Origin of the sequence: Amycolatopsis regifaucium, assembly GCF_001613935.1 — a bacterium.
In the GTDB taxonomy this organism is placed as follows: Bacteria; Actinomycetota; Actinomycetes; order Mycobacteriales; family Pseudonocardiaceae; genus Amycolatopsis; species Amycolatopsis regifaucium.
The window spans coordinates 102035-121123 of record NZ_LQCI01000011.1 but is presented as its reverse complement, the minus strand read 5'-3'; the positions used below and the strand labels follow the sequence as shown (position 1 = coordinate 121123).

At 69.3% G+C, this 19089-nt stretch carries 21 protein-coding genes; 19 read left to right on the top strand and 2 right to left on the bottom strand.

Annotated features, from left to right (window positions below; all coding sequences use genetic code 11):
* The first annotated feature begins 130 nt into the window (after positions 1-130).
* From AVL48_RS14190 to AVL48_RS14180, 3 genes are all read left to right on the top strand, one after another.
* Positions 131-814 carry a response regulator transcription factor gene (locus AVL48_RS14190; RefSeq protein ID WP_061982886.1) on the top strand — a complete coding sequence of 228 codons (684 nt, stop codon included), beginning with the start codon at positions 131-133 and terminating at the stop codon, positions 812-814.
* On the top strand, positions 811-1848 hold the full coding sequence (locus AVL48_RS14185) for a HAMP domain-containing sensor histidine kinase (protein WP_061982731.1): 1038 nt from the start codon (positions 811-813) through the stop codon (positions 1846-1848). Before AVL48_RS14190 ends, AVL48_RS14185 begins: the two co-directional genes overlap by 4 nt.
* Positions 1849-1917: 69 nt before the next feature.
* Entirely contained in the window at positions 1918-3480 is a 1563-nt protein-coding gene (locus tag AVL48_RS14180) for a DUF4153 domain-containing protein (RefSeq protein ID WP_061982732.1), read from the top strand.
* A 119-nt stretch (positions 3481-3599) separates the two neighbouring features.
* Here AVL48_RS14180 and AVL48_RS14175 read toward each other — a convergent pair whose 3' ends face one another.
* The gene (locus AVL48_RS14175) at positions 3600-3965 is read right to left on the bottom strand and encodes an SSI family serine proteinase inhibitor (RefSeq protein ID WP_061982733.1); all 366 of its coding nucleotides are present in this window, start codon (positions 3963-3965) and stop codon (positions 3600-3602) included.
* Between the two features lie 59 nt (positions 3966-4024).
* Complete coding sequence (locus AVL48_RS14170; RefSeq protein ID WP_061982734.1) at positions 4025-5647, bottom strand: PucR family transcriptional regulator; 1623 nt, start codon at positions 5645-5647, stop codon at positions 4025-4027.
* Positions 5648-5783: 136 nt separating this feature from the next.
* Between AVL48_RS14170 and AVL48_RS14165 the strand changes: the two genes are divergently transcribed.
* The 16 genes from AVL48_RS14165 to AVL48_RS14090 all read left to right on the top strand — a co-directional run bounded on the left by AVL48_RS14165 (position 5784) and on the right by AVL48_RS14090 (position 19074).
* The gene (locus tag AVL48_RS14165; protein WP_061982735.1) at positions 5784-7292 is read left to right on the top strand and encodes a CoA-acylating methylmalonate-semialdehyde dehydrogenase; all 1509 of its coding nucleotides are present in this window, start codon (positions 5784-5786) and stop codon (positions 7290-7292) included.
* Positions 7293-7410: 118 nt separating this feature from the next.
* Positions 7411-8436 (top strand): heat-inducible transcriptional repressor HrcA, encoded by a 1026-nt coding sequence (gene hrcA / locus AVL48_RS14160; protein WP_061982887.1) that lies wholly within the window; start codon positions 7411-7413, stop codon positions 8434-8436.
* Positions 8437-8479: 43 nt separating this feature from the next.
* Positions 8480-9646, top strand: coding sequence for a molecular chaperone DnaJ (gene dnaJ / locus AVL48_RS14155; protein ID WP_061982736.1), 1167 nt, complete (start codon positions 8480-8482; stop codon positions 9644-9646).
* A gap of 3 nt (positions 9647-9649) precedes the next feature.
* On the top strand, positions 9650-10402 hold the full coding sequence (locus AVL48_RS14150; RefSeq protein ID WP_061982737.1) for a 16S rRNA (uracil(1498)-N(3))-methyltransferase: 753 nt from the start codon (positions 9650-9652) through the stop codon (positions 10400-10402).
* A gap of 532 nt (positions 10403-10934) precedes the next feature.
* Positions 10935-11285 (top strand): histidine triad nucleotide-binding protein, encoded by a 351-nt coding sequence (locus tag AVL48_RS14145; RefSeq protein WP_061982738.1) that lies wholly within the window; start codon positions 10935-10937, stop codon positions 11283-11285.
* Between the two features lie 114 nt (positions 11286-11399).
* Positions 11400-12482, top strand: coding sequence for a PhoH family protein (locus AVL48_RS14140; RefSeq protein ID WP_061982739.1), 1083 nt, complete (start codon positions 11400-11402; stop codon positions 12480-12482).
* The gene (gene ybeY / locus AVL48_RS14135; protein ID WP_061982740.1) at positions 12479-13033 is read left to right on the top strand and encodes an rRNA maturation RNase YbeY; all 555 of its coding nucleotides are present in this window, start codon (positions 12479-12481) and stop codon (positions 13031-13033) included. The genes AVL48_RS14140 and ybeY overlap by 4 nt, the downstream gene beginning before the upstream one ends.
* A 13-nt stretch (positions 13034-13046) precedes the next feature.
* A complete protein-coding gene (locus AVL48_RS14130; RefSeq protein ID WP_061982741.1) occupies positions 13047-14399 on the top strand; it encodes a hemolysin family protein in 1353 nt (450 codons plus the stop codon).
* On the top strand, positions 14392-14718 hold the full coding sequence (locus tag AVL48_RS14125) for a hypothetical protein (RefSeq protein ID WP_061982742.1): 327 nt from the start codon (positions 14392-14394) through the stop codon (positions 14716-14718). The genes AVL48_RS14130 and AVL48_RS14125 overlap by 8 nt, the downstream gene beginning before the upstream one ends.
* Positions 14718-15617, top strand: a complete 900-nt coding sequence (gene era / locus AVL48_RS14120) for a GTPase Era (protein ID WP_061982743.1) — start codon at positions 14718-14720, stop codon at positions 15615-15617. The genes AVL48_RS14125 and era overlap by 1 nt, the downstream gene beginning before the upstream one ends.
* 167 nt (positions 15618-15784) lie before the next feature.
* Positions 15785-16120, top strand: coding sequence for a CD225/dispanin family protein (locus tag AVL48_RS14115; protein WP_061982744.1), 336 nt, complete (start codon positions 15785-15787; stop codon positions 16118-16120).
* A gap of 25 nt (positions 16121-16145) precedes the next feature.
* Positions 16146-16496: a CD225/dispanin family protein gene (locus AVL48_RS14110; RefSeq protein WP_061982745.1), complete on the top strand. Its 351-nt coding sequence runs from the start codon at positions 16146-16148 to the stop codon at positions 16494-16496.
* The gene (locus tag AVL48_RS14105) at positions 16493-16945 is read left to right on the top strand and encodes a DUF2752 domain-containing protein (RefSeq protein WP_061982746.1); all 453 of its coding nucleotides are present in this window, start codon (positions 16493-16495) and stop codon (positions 16943-16945) included. Before AVL48_RS14110 ends, AVL48_RS14105 begins: the two co-directional genes overlap by 4 nt.
* A 147-nt stretch (positions 16946-17092) precedes the next feature.
* Positions 17093-18079, top strand: coding sequence for an RDD family protein (locus AVL48_RS14100; protein WP_074038123.1), 987 nt, complete (start codon positions 17093-17095; stop codon positions 18077-18079).
* Positions 18080-18133: 54 nt separating this feature from the next.
* Complete coding sequence (locus AVL48_RS14095) at positions 18134-18607, top strand: CD225/dispanin family protein (protein WP_093976591.1); 474 nt, start codon at positions 18134-18136, stop codon at positions 18605-18607.
* Between the two features lie 29 nt (positions 18608-18636).
* Positions 18637-19074: a CD225/dispanin family protein gene (locus AVL48_RS14090; RefSeq protein WP_061982747.1), complete on the top strand. Its 438-nt coding sequence runs from the start codon at positions 18637-18639 to the stop codon at positions 19072-19074.
* Positions 19075-19089 lie beyond the last annotated feature (15 nt).

Here is a 19089-nt window from a genome sequence, read left to right as displayed (position 1 = left end):
TGCGTCACACACATGAACGTCGCAATCCGGCAATCCGGCCGAAACATCTCCACAGGATCTCCACAGCTCACCCGGACGGTCTCCACGGCCGCTGCTTACAGTCATCCGCATGGAACTGGGAGGACGCCGGGTGCTGGTCGTCGAGGACGACGTGACCATCGCCGAAAGCATCGCCGCGCGGCTGCGCGCGGAGGGATTCTCGGTGGATCTGGCGCACGACGGCCCGACAGGCGTCGAGGTGGACGCCGCGCGCGAGCCGGACCTGGTGGTGCTGGACGTGATGCTCCCGGGGTTCGACGGGCTGGAGGTCTGCCGCCGGATCCAGGCCCGCCGCCCGGTCCCGGTGCTGATGCTGACCGCCCGATCGGATGAGACCGACATGCTGATCGGCCTCGGCGTCGGCGCGGACGACTACCTCACCAAGCCGTTCTCCATGCGGGTGCTCTCGGCGAGGGTGCACGCGCTGCTGCGCCGCGTCGACCGCTCCGCCAGGGCCGACTTGAGCGAAGCGGGGGCGAAGATCGTGCTCGGCGACCTCGAAATCGACGTCGAACAGCGGCGGGTCACGCGGGCGGGTACCCCGGCACAGCTGACGCCGATCGAGTTCGATCTGCTCGTCCACTTCGCGAAGCGACCACGGGCGGTGCAGCCGCGGGAACGGCTGCTGAGCGAGGTCTGGGACTGGGACGTCGCCGGGACCGGCTCGGGAACCCGCGCGGTCGACAGCCACATCAAGGCACTGCGCCGCAAACTGGGCGCGGATCTCATCCGCACCGTGCACGGCGTCGGCTACGCGCTGGAGGTCGGATCGTGAACCCGCGCCCGCTCGTGGGCCGGATCGTCGACGCGCTCCCGAGACCGCTCGACCCCGTCCGCTCCATCAAACTCAAGCTCGCGATCCTGCTGGTGTCCTCCGGCGGTATCGCGTTCGCCTTCTTCAACTGGCAGATCGGCTGGCTGCCGCCGAAGACGACCATGGCCGCGATGGTGCTCGCACTGGTCACTTCGCAGATCCTGGCGCACGGCATGACCCGGCCGCTGCGGGAGATGACCGCCGCCGCCCGCGCGATGGCCAAGGGCGACTACACCCGGCGGGTCCGGGCGACCGCGCGGGACGAGGTCGGCGAACTGGCGCACGCGTTCAACCAGATGGCGGCCGACCTCGAAGTCGCCGACCAGCGGCGGCGCGAGCTCATCGCGAACGTCTCCCACGAACTCCGCACCCCGATCACCGCGTTGAACGGGGTGCTGGAGAACCTGGTCGACGGGGTCGCCAAACCCGACCCGGCGACGTTGAAGACCGCGCTGCAGCAGACCGAACGGCTCGGCAGGCTGGTCTCCGAGCTACTGGACCTCTCCCGCATCGACGCCGGTGCCTTTCCGCTGCAGCTGGAGGAATTCGACCTCGAACTGCTTCTGGAGGAGGTCGCCGCGGAGGCCGGGGTGACCGCGGCCGCCACCGGCCGCGGCGTGCGGTTCGCCGTCGACGTCCAGCCACCCGGCGCGATGGCCGTCGCCGACCGGGGCAGGCTCTACCAGGTGGTGGTGAACCTCCTCGACAACGCCGTCCGGCACGGGCCGTCCGGTGGCGAGGTCCGGGTGCGGGCGCAGGCGCGGGACGCCGACGTCGTCATCGAGGTCGAGGACGAGGGCCCCGGGATCCCTCCGGGGGAACGGGACAGCGTGTTCGAACGGTTCACCCGAGGGGAGCGGGCAGGCGGCGGTGGCACCGGCCTCGGCCTCGCGATCGCCCGGTGGGTGGTCGATCTCCACGACGGCAGCATCGCCGTCGTCAGCCCCGAAGAGCGGCAGGGCTGTGTCATCCGCGTCGTGATCCCCGTTCCTTAGTTCCCTGCCGCGTGCTTTCGGCGGCCCTGCGCGTTCCACGCTATGTGCTTTCGCAAACTGGAGGATGGAATGAGCGAAGACCAAGAGGACCGCCAGGCGCACGCGTCGCCTCCGGGGGCGGCGGGGCCGACGACCACTTTGCCGCCCGCCCCGCAGGTCCCGGTGCTGATGCGGCCCCGGGTGCCGCCGAAGTCGGCGATCGTCCCGCTTCCCGGCTCGGTGCCGCCCGCGGCGGTCACGGCGGGGCTGATCACCGCCGTCGCGCTGCCGGACGACCCCGGCGTCGGCTGGTTCGTGGCCGGACTCGCCTTCGCCATGGCCGTCTACTTCGCCGACAAGCGGGCCCGTGGTGCCGCCGAGCCGCATTTCGGCCTGGTCAACGCGCTGTGGGCGCTGGCCGCGCTCGGACTGCTCGCGGTCGGCGTGTTCCGCGCGTCAGCGTGGCTGAACGTGTTGTGCGTACTGGCCGCCTGTGTCGCGGGATCGCTCGCGGTGGTCGGGAAACGCACGGTGAACACCATCATCTACGACGTGTTCGCGGTGCCGATCGAAGCACTGCTCGCCATCCCGTGGATCGGGCGCGGACTCGGGAAAATCGCCAAGAAGCCGGAAATTCGCACGAGGCCCCGATTCCTGGTGCCGGTGCTGGCGAGTGCCGGACTGCTGCTGGTGTTCGTCCCGCTGCTGCGTGGTGCCGACGCCGCGTTCGCGAACCTCGTCGACGCGGTGATCCCCGAGCTGAACCCGGAGACCTTCGTGCGCTGGGGTTTCCTGTTCGTCGTCGGCGCGTTCGCCGTCATCGGCGCCTGTTACCTCCTCGCGGCGCCACCGCTGCCCGCCGAGGACGACGCACCACGCAAACGGTTGGCGCACCGGCTCGAATGGGCACTGCCGCTGGGGGTGCTGGTGCTGCTGTTCGCGAGCTTCGTCGCGGTCCGCCTGGTCGTGTTGTTCGGCGGTACCGAGTACGTCCTGCGGACGAGCGGCCTGACCGCGGCCGAATACGCCAGGAGCGGGTTCTGGCAGCTTTCCGCGATCACCGTGCTGACCCTGCTGCTGGTCGCGGCGGCACTGCGGTGGGCGCCGAAGTCGTCGAGGCCCGATCGGGCGTGGCAGCGCGGGCTGCTCGGCGTGCTGAGCGTACTCAGCCTGGTGCTGGTCGCCTCGGCGTGGAGTCGCATGTGGACATATCAGGAGGCGTACGGGTTCACCGTGCTGCGGCTCCTGGTCGAGGTCTGCGAACTCTGGATCGGGCTGATCTTCGCACTGATCCTGGTCTCCCTGATCCCGCTGCGCTCGGCGTGGCTGCCACGCGCGGCCATCGGTGCCGCCGTCGCGGCCCTGCTGGGGCTGGCCGTGCTGGATCCGGAACGGTTCATCGCCGAACGCAACATCGATCGGATCGCGGCGGGCAAGACGCTCGATACCCGGTACCTGTCGGGGTTTTCCGCCGACGTCGTACCCGCGGTGGACCGGCTCCCGGAGCCGCTTCGGTCCTGTGTGCTCGGACCGGTCGTGATGGGAATCCCGGAAGATGATTGGCGCGGATGGAACCTGAGCCGGGCTCGCGCGCGTCAGACCCCCGTCGCCACCGCGGACGGGGAGAGGTGCCCTTATCCGGCCCGTCGCTGAGCCGTGGCACCACGGCCTTGATCGCCCTCTTGGGGGTGAGGGCGATCAAGGCGGTGGTGATCGGCGGCGACCGCCGGGCCATCGAGGGGGAGGCCCGGCGGTCACCTGTCCTTTACCGGTCAGAAGGTGAAGACGCCGTCAGAGTCGGCGTCGGCGACACAGGGGTTCGCGTAGGACGTGCGGAAGATGACCGGTTCACCGCGCCATTTCCCGACCGCGGAGACGTCCACCGGCGAGTACTCCAAGGTGCAGGCCCGCGGTTCCCCGCGTAGCCTGTCGAACTTTCCGTCCACTTTGGACAGGCTGGCGCAGGCCTTGGCGCGACCCGGGTGTGAGCCGCCGGTGGGGTGGCAGGTGAGCGAAACGGAGCCGATCCGGCCGTTGGCGTGGTGGCTGGTCAGCTGGAACGTGGAGTCGGCGGGCTGCACCGGGGCCAGACAGGCCAGCGCGAGCATGCAGGTGCCGATCGGTTCGAAGAAAGCCATATAAACCCTATCGGCTGACATGACCCGGTGACTGTGTTCCTCGCCCGGGTGAGATTTACTCACCCGGTCGTGTGATCGTCGCCTTCTCGAATGTCGTGGGCGAGCAACGCGACGTAGAGGGAGAGCATCGATTCCGGCTCTTCCAGCCGCACGCCGAGCACCTGCTCGATCCGGGCCAGCTGCTGGTAGTAGGCGGTGCGGGAGGTGTGCGCCGCGGCCGCGGCCGCCGATTTGTTGCCCCCGTGTTCGCAGTAATGCCGTAGTGCCTGCACCAGCCTGCTGCCCTGCGCCGCGTCCCGGCTCAGCAGCGGGCCCAGTTCCCGCGCGGCGAACGCGGTGATCCGTTCGTCGCCGGCCAGCAGATGCAGCAGTCCGCGCAACCGGACGTCGTCGAGCCGGTGCACCACCCGATCGGCGTTCTCGCCGATCGCCGCGGCGGCGACTTGAGCGGCCTCGACGAGTGTCCGGCGCGCCTCGGCGGGCCCGGTGCCCGTCGTGCCCACCGCGACCACGGCGGGCGCGCTGGAGCGGGCCTCGTGGACGTCGGTGGCCAGCCGCCGCAGGACCGCGTCGACCCCCGCCTCCGGGGAAAGCGCGATCAGCGCGCGCACCAAGGTGTCGTCGGCGGCCACCAGCGCGGACACCTTCGCCCGCCGCGCGGCGAGCGCGGTCGCCTCGGCGAGCTCCCGCAGCAGCACCGGAGTCGACTGTGTGGTCCTGGTGGTCGCGGTGATCCGGGGCCGCACGGCGACCCCGACCAGCAGGCGTCCCGTCAGCGGCACACCCAGCGCGGAGGCGCGCGCGGTGAGCTCGGCGGGCGGCACCGGGTTCGCCAGCAGTTCGGTCAGGATCGCGCGGTGCGCCTGGCGTTCCAGTCCGTCGGTGTCCTTCGCGACCAGCCGGTGGACGGCGAGCGCGGACGCGGCGCGTTCGGCGACCACGACGTACCGTCGCGGCGGCGGATCCCCGCAGACCACGATCAGCCGTCCCCAGTCGTGCCCGCGCGCGCCGACCACGGTGACCAGCCAGCCCGCGCCCGGGTGGAAACCGGTCCGCTCGCCGACCTGCACCGGCCGAGACCGCGACGGCCAGCCGGGCAGCAGCTCACCCGGGTCGGTGCCCGCCGTGTCGTAGGCGAGGACTTCGTGCGACAGGGTCTCCAGCACGACGGGATGTTCGGTCAGTCTCGCGACTTCGCGGAGGATGTCGCCGGGCTCGGCACCGGCCACGGTCAGCGCGGTGAAGGTCTCGTGGACCCGTTCCGCCGCCCGCAGTTCGTCGACCTGGGCGTCGACGATCAGCCCGTTCACCGCCTCGGTGACCGACACGAAGCGCGTCTCCCGGGAAAGGGTGATCAGCGGGACACCGTGGTGATCCGCGGCCTCCACCAGCGCGGACGGCAGCTTGTCACTCCAATGACGGACCAGCTCGACGACCACCCCCGCCACCCCGACCCCGGCCAGCTCGGCGACGTACCTGGCGAGCGCGGCGCCGTCGTCGGGCAACGCGACCCCGGTGGTGAGCACGAGTTCCCCGCCCCGCAGCAACGGGGCGATGTCCGCGACCTCGGCGACGTGCGCCCAGCGGACCGGCGCGTCCAGCCCCGCCGCCCCCGCCACCACATGGGGCCTGCCCTGGCGCAGCACCGGCAGCGCGAGCACCTCGGCGACGGTCGGGTACATCGGCCTCCCACCTGGTCTTCGGCGCAGAGACAGACTGTACGGCCGGGACCGGGAGTCCGTACACGTTGCCGATGGCGTCGGTGTGGCGCGCGCACCCAGACTCGACCGAGCAGGCACCCGGACCAGGAGGGCACTCGTGACCGACCGCACCACCGACCACATCAACCACTGGATAGACGGCAAACCGTTCGAGGGCGTGAGCGAACGATCCGGTGACGTGTTCGATCCGGCCACCGGTCAGGTGCGGGCGAAGGTCGCCTTCGCGGCGCAGGACGACGTCGACGCCGCGGTCGCGGCCGCGTCCCGGGCACTGCCGGGCTGGCGCGGGACGTCGCTGGCCGGGCGGACGCGGGTGCTGTTCGCCTTCCGCGAGCTGTTGTCGGCGCGGCGAGACGAGCTGGCGAAGATCGTCACCAGCGAGCACGGCAAGGTCGAATCCGACGCGGCGGGCGAGATCGCGCGCGCCATCGAGAACGTCGAGTTCGCCTGTGGCGCGGCGCAAATGCTCAAGGGCGGCTTCAACGAGAACGCCTCGACCGGCGTCGACGTCTACTCGATCGCGCAGCCGCTGGGCGTGGTCGGCGTGATCTCGCCGTTCAACTTCCCGGCCATGGTCCCGCTGTGGTTCGTGCCCAACGCGCTGGCCTGCGGCAACACCGTCGTGCTCAAGCCGAGCGAGAAGGACCCGTCCGCGGCCGTGTTCATCGCGGAACTGTTCGCCGAGGCCGGCTTGCCCGACGGCGTCCTCAACGTCCTGCACGGCGACAAGGTCGCTGTCGACGGGTTGCTGGAACACCGCGACGTCAAGGCGATCTCGTTCGTCGGGTCGACACCGATCGCGAAGTACGTCTACGAAACCGGGACCAGGAACGGCAAACGCGTCCAGGCGCTCGGCGGGGCGAAGAACCACATGGTCGTCCTTCCGGACGCCGACCTCGACCTCGCCGCCGACGCGGCCGTCTCCGCGGGCTTCGGCTCGGCGGGGGAGCGGTGCATGGCGGTGTCGGTCGTGGTCGCGGTCGACCCGGTCGGCGACGAACTGGTCGCGAAGATCGCCGAGCGGATCACGCGGCTGCGCGTCGGCGACGGCAGGCGGCCGACGTCGGAGATGGGACCGCTCGTCACCGCCGCGCACCACGAACGCGTCGAGTCCTATGTGGAAGCCGGTGTCGAAGCGGGCGCCCGGCTCGTCGTCGACGGACGCGGGATCGAGGTCGACGGCGAGGACGGCGGGTTCTGGCTCGGCCCGACGCTGTTCGACCACGTGACCCCGGAGATGTCGGTCTACACCGACGAGATCTTCGGACCGGTGCTTTCGGTCGCGCGCGCCGAGGGCTACGACGCGGCGCTGGAACTGGTGAACGCCAACGCCTACGGCAACGGCACCGCGATCTTCACCAACGACGGACGGGCCGCGCGGCGCTTCCAGAACGAGGTCGAGGTCGGGATGGTCGGGGTGAACGTGCCGATCCCGGTGCCGGTCGGCTACTACTCCTTCGGCGGCTGGAAGGACTCGCTGTTCGGCGACACCCACGCCTACGGGCCGGAGGGATTCCACTTCTTCACGCGGACGAAGGTGGTCACCTCACGCTGGCCCGATCCCTCCCAGGGCGGCGTGAACCTCGGCTTCCCCCGCAACAGCTGACGGGGGTCCGGCTCGGGAGGGGTAGTGACGGTTCTGACCGTCACTACCCCTCACGAGACACCCTCGGGCACTATGCCTTCCGTAAACTCGTTGTGAGGACGAGCTGAGGGAGGTGCAGGTGGCCAACGCGGAAGAACGCCGCTTCGAAGTGCTGCGCGCGATCGTCGCTGACTACGTGTCCAACCAGGAGCCCGTGGGATCCAAGGCGATCGTCGACCGGCACAATCTCGGTGTGTCCAGCGCCACAGTGCGCAACGACATGGCCGCACTGGAAGAAGAGGGTTACATCACCCAGCCCCACACCAGCGCCGGGCGCATCCCCACCGACAAGGGATACCGGCTGTTCGTCGACCGGATCGCCGAGGTCAAACCGCTGAGCGCGGCCGAACGCCGCGCCATCACGGCCTTCCTCGACAGCGGCACCGACGTCGACGACGTGCTGCGCCGGTCCGTCCGGCTGCTCGCGCAGCTGACCAGGCAGGTCGCGGTCATCCAGTACCCGATGATGACCAACTCCGCCGTGCGCCACCTGGAAGTGGTGCCGCTCACCCCGGCCCGGCTCATGCTGGTGCTGATCACCGACTCCGGCCGCGTCGACCAGCGCACCGTCGACCTCGGCGACGTCATCACCGAGGAGAACGTCGGCAGGCTGCGCACGGTGCTGAACGGCGCCCTGGCGGGCCGCAGGCTGTCCGAAGCCGCCGCCGCGGTCGCCGAACTGCCCGAAAAGTCGCCTGGCGAGCTGCGCGACAACCTGACCCGCGTCTGCACCGTGCTGGTGGAATCGCTGGTCGAACACCCCGAAGAACGGCTGGTGCTCGGCGGCACGGCGAACCTCACCCGCAACGTCTCCGACTTCCCCGGATCGCTCCGGCAGGTACTGGAGGCACTCGAGGAGCAGGTCATCGTGCTCAAGCTCCTCGCGGCCGCCCGCAACCCCGGTGCGATCACCGTGCGCATCGGTGAGGAAAATGAAGACGAGCAGATGCGCAGCACCTCGGTGGTTTCCATCGGCTACGGCATGGACGACATGCTGCTGGGCGGGATGGGCGTCGTCGGACCGACCAGGATGGACTACCCGAACACCATCGCCGCGGTGCGCGCGGTGGCGAACTACGTGGGGCAGATCCTCGCCGGCCGCTGAACGCGGGCGTCGAGATCGAAGTCAGAAGGAGAAGGCGAAGACGGTGGCGAGGGACTATTACGGCATTCTCGGGGTTGCGAAGAACGCGACGGATCAGGAGATCAAGCGCGCGTACCGCAAGCTGGCCCGTGAACTGCACCCCGACGTCAACCCGTCGGAGGACGCGCAGCACCGCTTCGGTGAGGTGACCACCGCCTACGAAGTGCTGTCGGACCCGCAGAAGCGCAAGATCGTCGACCTCGGCGGCGACCCGATGGACAGCGGCGCACGCGGGAACGGCGGCGGCGACCCCTTCTCCGGCTTCGGTGGTCTCGGCGACATCATGGACGCCTTCTTCGGCGCCGCGGGAGGTGGCGGCGGCCGCGGCCGCGGGCCACGCAGCCGCGTCCAGCCCGGCTCCGACGCGCTCATCCGCCTCGGCCTCACCCTGGAGGAATGCGCCACCGGCGCCGACCGGGAGATCACCGTCGACACCGCCATCGTCTGCGACCTGTGCCGCGGCGCCGGCGCGGCCGAAGGCACCGGCACCAAGACCTGCGACACCTGCGGTGGCGCGGGCGAGGTCCAGTCCGTGCAGCGGTCGTTCCTCGGCCAGGTCGTCACCGCCCGCCCTTGCCCGGTCTGCCGCGGCTTCGGCGAGGTCATCCCCGACCCCTGCCGCCAGTGCGGCGGCGACGGCCGCGTCCGCGCGCGCCGCAACGTCACCGCGAAGATCCCGCCGGGCGTCGGCGACGGGATGCGCATCCGGCTGTCCGGCCAGGGCGAGGTCGGCCCCGGCGGCGGCCCCGCCGGTGACCTGTACGTCGAGATCGACGAAGCACCGCACGAGGTGTTCGTCCGGCAGGGCAACGACCTGCACTGCAACTTCCGCATCCCGATGACCACCGCCGCCCTCGGCGCCACGGTGCCCATCGAGACCCTCATCGACGGCGACTACGAACTCGACATCGAACCGGGCACCCAGCCCGCCACCGAACTCGTGCTCACCGGCAAGGGCATGCCGCGCCTGCGGTCCTCCGGCCGCGTCGACGGCCGCGGCGACCTGCACGTCCACATCGACGTCGTCGTGCCGACCAAACTCGACGACGCCCAGCGCGACCTCCTCGTCGAACTGGCCCAGCAGCGCGGCGAGGACGTGCCGTCGCTGTCTTCGAACGGTTCCAAACCCGGCGGGCTGTTCTCCAAGCTGCGCACCAAGAACCACCGGTAACCCGTGCCCGAGACGACACTGCCGGTCTTCCTCACCGCCGCGCTGCCCGGCTCCGGGCGCACCACCCTCGACGGCGAGGAAGCCCGGCACGCCGCCACCGTCCGGCGACTCCGGGTCGGCGAACGTCTCGTGCTTTCCGACGGCGCGGGCGGAATGGCGCGCTGCGTCGTCGAAGCCGTCCAAGCCGGCCGCGACGCGGCACTCACCCTCGCCATCGAAGAACACTGGACCGAGGAACCACCCGCACTCCGCGTCATCGTCGCCCAGGCCCTCGCCAAAGGCGACCGCGGCGAACTCGCCGTCGAACTCGCCACCGAAGCGGGCGCCGACGCGATCGTCCCCTGGCGCGCCGCCCGCAGCGTCGCCCGCTGGGAAGAAGGAACCCGCGGCGACAAAGCCCTCACCCGCTGGCGCACCACCGCCCGCGCCGCCGCCAAACAAGCCCGCCGCGCCCACATCCCCGAAGTCGCCGAACCCGCGAGCACCCGCGAACTCGCCGAACTCGTCCAGACCGTTTCCCGCGCCCTCGTCCTCGAATCCGGCATCACCACCCGGCTCACCGAGATCGAACTCCCGCCACAGGGCGACATCCTCCTCATCGTCGGCCCCGAAGGCGGCATCACCGACGACGAACTCACCACCCTCACCGACGCCGGCGCCACCGCCATCCGGTTGGGCCCCACCGTTTTGCGCACCTCCACCGCCGCCGCCGTCGCCCTCGGCGCGCTAGGAGTTCTCTCCGATCGCTGGAAGTGAAAAAACACCCCACAATTTTGCGGCGAGTTATGGCGCGATCACGCAAACAGCCGTTACTCTCGTTAACTGACGCGCAACACACGGTTTCGGCGCGCCACTGGGGATGAAGCCCAGTCGCGCGCGTGAATCCCCGCCGGGCACCTCCCCCCTCGGTCCGGCGGAGCCGCGGCGGCGGTGGAGCGACCCCCAGGCTCCACCGCGCCGCGGCGTCTTCATTTGGGGGCTTCGCAAGCTCGCTTCGCTCGTTGCTACGCCCCAAATTTCGACGCCGCGGCGCGGTTCCGCGTGTCTGCCCGGGGGGCCGAGCCCCCCGGACCCCCCACGGTGCGTCCGGCGGCGGTCGGTCTTGGGGATCGGCCTCGGGCCTGGCGGCCCTGGCCTGGTGAGGTGGGGGGACCAGCGGGTGTGGGGGGCCATCATGTACTTCACGCGAGCAAGACCGCAGGTGACGAGTAGGCACCTTGCGAGGGTTCGCGCACTCACGACTACTGCGGGGCGGGGTGGGGGCGTGGGTGGGCGTTAGGGTGGGGGGATGAGTGACGCGGAGACGTTGTTCGAGCGGATCATCGCGGGGGAGATCCCGTCAGAGAAGGTGTACGAGGACGCGACGACGTACGCGTTCCGGGACATAGCGCCGCAGGCGCGGGTCCATGTGCTCGTGGTGCCGAAGAAGCGGTACCGGAACCTGGCCGAGCTGGCCGCCGCCGAACCGCGGCTCCTCGCCGACGTCGCGGCCACCGCCAGGAAGGTCGCCGAGCTGGAGGGGATCGCCGAATCCGGCTACCGGGTGGTGTTCAACACCGACGGTGACGCCGGGCAGACCGTCTTCCACGTGCACGCCCACGTGCTCGGCGGCGAGCAGCTGGGGCATTTCGGGCGCTGAAGCCCGCTGCCGGGAGAAACCGGACTGCGTGCCGCCACCCCCAACCAGTAGCATCGACCTTGTCAGTGTCGTTGAAAATCGCAGCGTAAGCGCAGGAAGTAGGCCCGAGGCCACGTGGCCGGAACCGTACCGGGTGAAGCCGCCCGCCCCGACGTCCCCCTGGACGTCACAGCGAAGGCCGACGAGGCCACCGTCACCGAAGCGGCCCAGTCCCGATTCCCCATCCCCGAAGCCGCCGCGCTCAGCCTGCTCGGCTCGAGGGACGAAAACCTCCGGGTCGCCGAGGAACTCCTCGCCGCCGACGTCCACGTCCGGGGCAACGAGGTCACCCTGACCGGCGCACCCGCCGACGTCGCCTTCGCCGAGCGTGTCTTCGCCGAACTCGTGACGCTCGCCGGCCGCGGCCAGCAGGTCGACCCGGCCACCGTCCGCCGCACCGTCGGCATGCTCTCCACCGGTGACCACGAGTCACCGGCGGAAGTGCTGAGCATGAACATCATCTCCCGGCGCGGCAAGACGATCCGGCCCAAGACGCTGAACCAGAAACGCTACGTCGACGCCATCGACAAGCACACGATCGTCTTCGGCATCGGCCCCGCCGGTACCGGCAAGACGTACCTCGCCATGGCCAAGGCCGTCCAGGCGCTGCAGGCGAAGCAGGTCACGCGCATCGTGCTGACCCGCCCCGCGGTCGAAGCCGGTGAGCGCCTCGGTTACCTGCCGGGCACGCTCAACGAGAAGATCGACCCGTACCTGCGCCCGCTCTACGACGCGCTGCACGACATGGTCGAGCCCGAGTCGATCCCCCGGCTGATGCAGGCGGGCACCATCGAGATCGCGCCGCTCGCGTACATGCGCGGCCGCACCCTCAACGACGCCTTCATCATCCTCGACGAGGCGCAGAACACCACGCCGGAACAGATGAAGATGTTCCTCACCCGGCTCGGGTTCGGCGCCAAGATCGTCGTCACCGGCGACGTCACCCAGGTCGACCTCCCCTCCGGCCAGAAGAGCGGTCTCCGGGTGGTCAAGGACATCCTCGACGGCGTCGAGGACCTGCACTTCGCCCAGCTCACCAGCCAGGACGTGGTGCGGCACAAGCTCGTCGGCGACATCGTCGACGCGTACGAGAAGTGGCAGGCACTGCAGGACAGCCAGGACAAGGGCAACGGCTGGAAAGGGCAGCGGCGTTCATGAGCATCGAGATCGCCAACGAATCGGGCGTGAACGTCGACGAGAGTTCGATCGTGTCGGCGGCCCGTTTCGCGCTCGACAAGATGGAGGTCAGCCCGCTCGCCGAGCTGTCCATCCTGCTCGTCACCCTCGAGGTGATGGAGGACCTGCACGAACGCTGGATGGACCTGCCCGGTCCCACCGACGTGATGGCGTTCCCGATGGACGAGCTCGACTCGTCGCGCCGACCGGACGCGCCCGACGCGTCACCCGCGCTGCTCGGCGACATCGTGCTCTGCCCGGCGTTCGCCAAGGACCAGGCCAAGACGGCCGGGCACGCGCTGATGGACGAGCTGCACCTGCTCACCACGCACGGCGTGCTGCACCTGCTCGGCTACGACCACGCCGAACCCGCCGAGGAACGTGAGATGTTCGGTCTGCAGAAGCGGATCCTCGGCGAGTTCCAGGCCGCCGTGGCCGCGGTGAACCGGCGCGACGCGCAGCGCACCGCGGACGACCGGCTCCTCGGCACCGCCGGTCTCGACGCCGTGCCCGCCGACGACCCTCCCGCCTAGGTGGCTCGCTGACATGGGTAGTCCCACGGCACTGCTGATCATCGCCATCACGCTGATCCTGCTCGCCGGGGTGTTCGCGGCGGCCGACGCCGCGGTCAGCACCGTCTCCAAGGCCCGCGCCGACGGTCTCGTCCGGATGGGCAGGCCGGGCGCGCGTCAGCTCGCGCTGGTCATCGCCGAACGCCGCCGCCACATCAACCTGATCCTGCTGCTGCGGATGACCTGCGAGCTGACCGCCACCGTGCTGGTCACCGTCGACATCCTCGGCTGGGTCCGGCCGCTGTGGCTCGCCATCGTCGTCGCCGCCGCCGTGATGGTCGTGGTGAGCTACGTGCTCATCGGTGTCGGCCCCCGCACCCTCGGCCGTCAGCATCCGTACCGGATCGGCCTGGTCGTCGCGGGCCCCGTCCGCGTCCTCGGCACGGTGCTCGGTCCGCTCAGCAAGCTGCTGATCGTCCTCGGTAACGCCATCACCCCCGGCCAAGGCTTCCGCGAAGGCCCGTTCACCTCCGAAGTCGAGCTGCGGGAACTGGTCGACCTCGCCCAGGAACGCGGCGTCGTCGAGGAATCCGAACGCGAGATGATCCACTCGGTGTTCGAACTCGGCGACACCGTCGCGCGCGAGGTCATGGTGCCGCGTACGGAGATCGTCTGGATCGAGCACGAGAAGACCGTGCGCCAGGCTCTCGCGCTGGCGCTGCGCACCGGGTTCACCCGGCTGCCGGTGATCGGCGAATCCGTCGACGACATCGCGGGCGTGGTCAACATCAAGGACCTCATGCAGGCGTACATGGCCGAAGGCGGCCAGCAGCGCCGGGTCGAAGAGCTGATGAACCCGGCGGGTTTCGTGCCGGATTCGAAGCGGCTCGACGAACTGCTCAAGGAGATGCAGGTCTCGCACAACCACATGGCGATCGCGGTCGACGAGTACGGCGGCACCGCGGGCCTGCTCACCATCGAGGACATCCTCGAGGAGATCGTCGGCGAGATCACCGACGAATCCGACACCGACGAACGCCCCGAGGTCGAGGAGCTCGACAGCGGCGCGGTCCGCGTCTCGTCCCGGCTCTCGGTCGACGACCTGGGTGAACTGTTCGGGATCGACCTCGAAGACCATGACGTGGAGACCGTGGGCGGACTGCTCGCCGAGCGACTCGGTAGGGTCCCGCTGCCGGGGGCCGAAGCCGAGGTCGCCGGACTTCGGCTGTTCGCCGAAGGCGGTAAAGACCGGCGCGGGCGGATGCGGATCACCACGGTGGTCGTCCACCCCGCCGACGCGGACGCGGTGACCGACGCGGCCCTCGGCAGGCGTCGCACCCGGATTCCGCAGCCCGATGAAAGTGACAGGAGTGTCGAACATGCCTGAGCTGGACGCCGAGGACGAGAAGCTGGTGACCCTGGCCAGGTCCGCGCGAGCCCGCACCCAGGCCGCCGAAGGCGCCGCGCTCCGCGACACCGACGGCCGCACCTACGCGGCGAGCACGGTCGATCAGCCGTCCTTCAAGCTCACCGCGCTGCAGGCCGCCGTCGCGGCCGCCGTTTCGAGTGGGGCCGAAGGAATCGAGGCCGCCGTCGTGGTCAGCCCGGAAGGGCTGCTGAAGGGCGCCTCGGTCCAGGCGGTGCGGGACATCGCCGAAGCGGCCCCGATCTACCTGGTCGATCCCAGCGGCAAGGTGCTGAACTGATGGCCGCACCGCATCGCTCGGGCTTCGCCTGTTTCGTCGGGCGGCCGAACGCGGGCAAGTCGACGCTGACCAACGCGCTCGTCGGCAGCAAGGTGGCGATCACCTCCAGCAAACCGCAGACCACCCGGCACGCCATCCGCGGCATCGTCCACCGCGACGACGCGCAGCTGGTGATCATCGACACACCGGGACTGCACCGGCCGAGGACGCTGCTGGGCGAGCGGCTCAACGACATCGTCCACTCGACCTGGTCCGAAGTGGACGTCGTCGGGCTTTGCGTGCCCGCCAACGAAAAAGTCGGTCCCGGTGACCGGTACATCGCCGCCGAACTCAAGAAAATCGCGCAACGCACCCCGGTGATCGGCATCGTCACCAAGACGGACCTCGTGAAACCCGAACAGGTCGCCGAGCAACTGCTCGCCCTGCAGGAGGTCATGGAGTTCGCCGAACTCATCCCCGTGTCCGCTGTGGACGGTTTCCAGGTCGGCGCGCTCGCGGACCTGCTGGTGCGGCATCTTCCCGAAGGGCCGCAGCTGTATCCGGGTGGTGAGCTGACCGACGAGCCGGAACAGACCCTGGTCGCCGAGCTGATCCGCGAGGCGGCGCTCGAAGGCGTCCGTGACGAGCTTCCGCACTCGATCGCCGTCACCGTCGAGGAAATGCTGCCGCACGAGGGCAGGGACGACATGATCGACGTCCACGCGTTCCTCTATGTGGAACGGCCGAGCCAGAAGGGCATCATCCTGGGGCACAAGGGGGAGCGCCTGAAGGACGTCGGCGCTCGCGCCCGCCAGCAGATCGAGGGGCTCCTTGGTTCGAAGGTCTACCTCGACCTGCACATCAAGGTTGCCAAAGAGTGGCAGCGCGACCCCCGTCAGTTGCGACGGCTGGGCTTCTGACAGCTTTTGCCTGAACGGTATGTCTCGATTCGGTCGCGGAGACCGGTTGATGGTGTGGAACCGGACGGGTGACCTTAGAGTCTCACTCCTCGACTCCGCTGATCGCTGATCGGGCGGCGGCGTGCGGGTCGATTTCCACCTCATCATTCGTGAAGGGAAAGCGGTAAATGACCGACAACCAGGGCCTGCCCAACTACTCCGGCGACCCTCAGGGCGGGGGCGGTGTCAACAACCCCGGCCCGCCGCCCAACAACAACCTGGTGTGGGCCATCCTCACCACGATCCTGTGCTGCCTGCCCTTCGGTATCGTTTCGATCGTCAAGTCGACCCAGGTGAACTCGCTGTGGGCGCAGGGTCAGACCGCCGCGGCGCAGGAAGCGGCCGACGCGGCCAAGAAGTGGGCCATCATCGCCGCTATCGTCGGTGTCGTGGTCAACATCGTCTCCGTCATCCTGGTCATGTCGCTCGGTCTCTTCGCGGCCGATGTGAACAACTACCGCTGATAGCGGCGATCGAGGGGGAGACCTCATGACCGACCAGTACCCGAACTACCCGCCGCCTGGCGGGCCTCCGCCGCAGCAGCCCTATTACGGTGGCATGCCGAACTACGGCCCGCCGCCGGACAACAACCTCGTGTGGGCCATTCTCTGCACGGTGTTGTGCTGTTTGCCGCTGGGTATCGTGGCGATCGTGAAGTCGAGTCAGGTGCAGACGTTGTGGTCGCAGGGTTTCTACGCCGAAGCCCAGAAGGCCGCCGACGACGCGAAGAAGTGGTCGATGTGGGGAGCGATCGCCACCGGCGGACTTTTCCTGCTGTACATCCTCTTCGTCGTGGTGATGATCATCATCGGCGCGTCGGCGGGAAGCTTCACACCGTGACGACGTCCGTCTACACGGGATTCCCGGCGCGCGGGTTCAAGGCAAAGGCCCGCGCGCTGGGACCCGCGCTGGCCATCGCGGCCGGCGCCGGGCTCGGTTGCGTCGCACTGTGGCTGGGTGATCCCACCACCCCGGGCGGGCCGCTTCCGGTCTGTCCCACCAAATCACTGCTGGGCATCGCCTGCCCCGGCTGCGGTGGCATGCGCATGGTCTACAGCGTGCTGCACGGGGACATCCCCGCCGCGCTGCACTACAACGCGGTGTCCTTCGTGGTCGTTCTGCTGCTCGTCTGGAGCACGGTCGCCTGGACGGTCGGCAGACTTCGCGGCAGGCCGGTGGACAGCTGGCTGCACTGGCGCTGGACGCCGCTCGCGTTCGGCGTCGTGTTCGTCGTCTGGTTCATCATCCGTAACCTGCCCTTCGCCCCGTTCACCTCGCTCTACGTCTGAGTGACGGGCCGAACCCCGGATCGTCGGTGGTACCGAGTACGCTCCCGCGCACCGGTCTGCTCGGTGTACCCATGCCGTACATTCAGCCCGGGTCGCCGCACGAGGGCCCCGTGCGCCAGGGGGCGAGGAACCAGCGAGGGGATTTCGATGACCACTCCCTACGGCCAGCAGCCGCCGGGACAACAGCCGCCGTCGGGGGAGCAGCCCTCGCCGTTCGGTGGGCAGCCGCAGTCCTCTCCTTTCGGCCAGCAGGCCCAGCAGTCGCCGTTCGGCCAGGCCCCCGGCGACCAGCCGCCGTTCGGTCAGGCGCAGCAGGCACCCTTCGGACAGGTGAACCCGTCCAGGCCGCATCCGAACGCCTACGCCCACTGGGGCAAGCGGCTCGGCGCGATGCTGATCGACCTCAGTCCGGTCCTGGTGATCGACATCATCGGCGGGTTGCTCTTCCTGGTGAGCGACGCGGCGGCGAACGCCGTGTTGGGCATCGGCGGGATCGCTTTCCTGGGCTTCACCATCTGGAATCGGTGGATCCTGATGGGCAAGACCGGGCAGTCACTGGGCAAGCGATACCTCAAGATCAAGCTCGTCAAGGAGACCACCGGCCAGCCCCTCGGTGTCGGCATGACGATCGCCCGCGAGTTCTGCCACATCCTCGACAACGCGTTCTGCGGTCTCGGTTACTGGTGGCCACTGTGGGACCAGAAGCGCCAGACCTTCGCGGACAAGATCCTCACCACGGTCGTGCTCCCCGTCGACGGCGAGATCCCCGGCGCCCAGCCGTTCGGCGGGCAGTCCGGATTCCCGGCGCCGCCGCCGTCGCAGTCGTTTCCCGCGCAGCCTTCCCCGTTCGGTCAGCCGCAGGCCCAGTCGGGTGCCTTCGGCCAGCCGCAGCCCTTCGGCCAGCAGCCGTTCGGCCGGCAGCCGCAGGGAACCGCGACACCGCCCTCGGAGTCCCGAACCGAACCGGGCTTCGGCGAGTCCGAGCCCACCCAGGTGCTCCGCCCCGGTCAGTCCCAGCAGGCGCCGTCCGCGTTCGACGAAGCCGAGCCGACGCAGAAGCTCACGCCGGAACAGCTGAGGCAGCAGCTGCCCGGCGCGGACGGGCCGAACGGGCCCGGAACGCCGCAACAGTAAGAAATGACCGGCGGGATCCACCCGCCGGGAAGCACGACAAAAGTGGGGAACCCGATGACGAACCCGTACGGCCAGCAGCCCGGCTACGGCCAGCAGCAGCCTTATGGCCAGCAGCCTCAGCCCGGCTACGGACCTCCGTCCGGCGCCACGCCCGCACCGTACGGTCAGCCTTCGGGAGCGAACCCGATGCCGTACGGCCAGCCCGCGCCGTATGGGCAGCCTTCGCCGTACGGCCAGCCCGCGCCCTACGGCGCGCCAGGCGGGATGCCCGGCGGCGGGGACATCAACTCGATCCCCGACTACAAGGGCTGGGCGATCGGCTGCATCTTCCTCTGCTGGATCATCGCGATCTTCGCGATCATGAAGTCCAACGAGGTCAACACCTACAAGATGCAGGGCAACTACGCCGCCGCCATGGACGCGTCGAAGTCGACGAAGACCATGTGCATGATCGCGTCGATCATCGGTGGCGTCGGCTGCCTGTTCTCCATTCTCTGGATCATCCTGGCCGTCGCGACGGCGTTCTGAGCCCCGAAAGAACAACGAGGACCATTTAGATGACCAACCCTTACGGCCAGCAGCAGCCCTACGGACAGCAACAGCCTGGCTATGGACCCCCGTCCGGCGGCATGCCCGCCCCCTATGGTCAGCCGGCCCCGTACGGCCAGCCGTCTCCCTACGGCGCGCCGGGCGGCATGCCCGGCGGTGGCGGTGACATCAACGCCATCAAGGACTACAAGGGCTGGGCGATCGGCTGCATCTTCCTCTGCTGGATCATCGCGATCTTCGCGATCATGAAGTCCAACGAGGTCAACACCTACAAGATGCAGGGCAACTACGCCGCCGCCGCGGACGCGTCGAGGTCGACGCGGACCATGTGCATGATCGCGTCGATCATCGGCGGTGTCGGCTGCGCCTTCGCCATCGTGATGATCGTCATCTCGATCGTCGCGGCTTCGACGGCGACCTACAGCTGCTACGGCAGCTACTGCTGATTCCGGGGCACACCA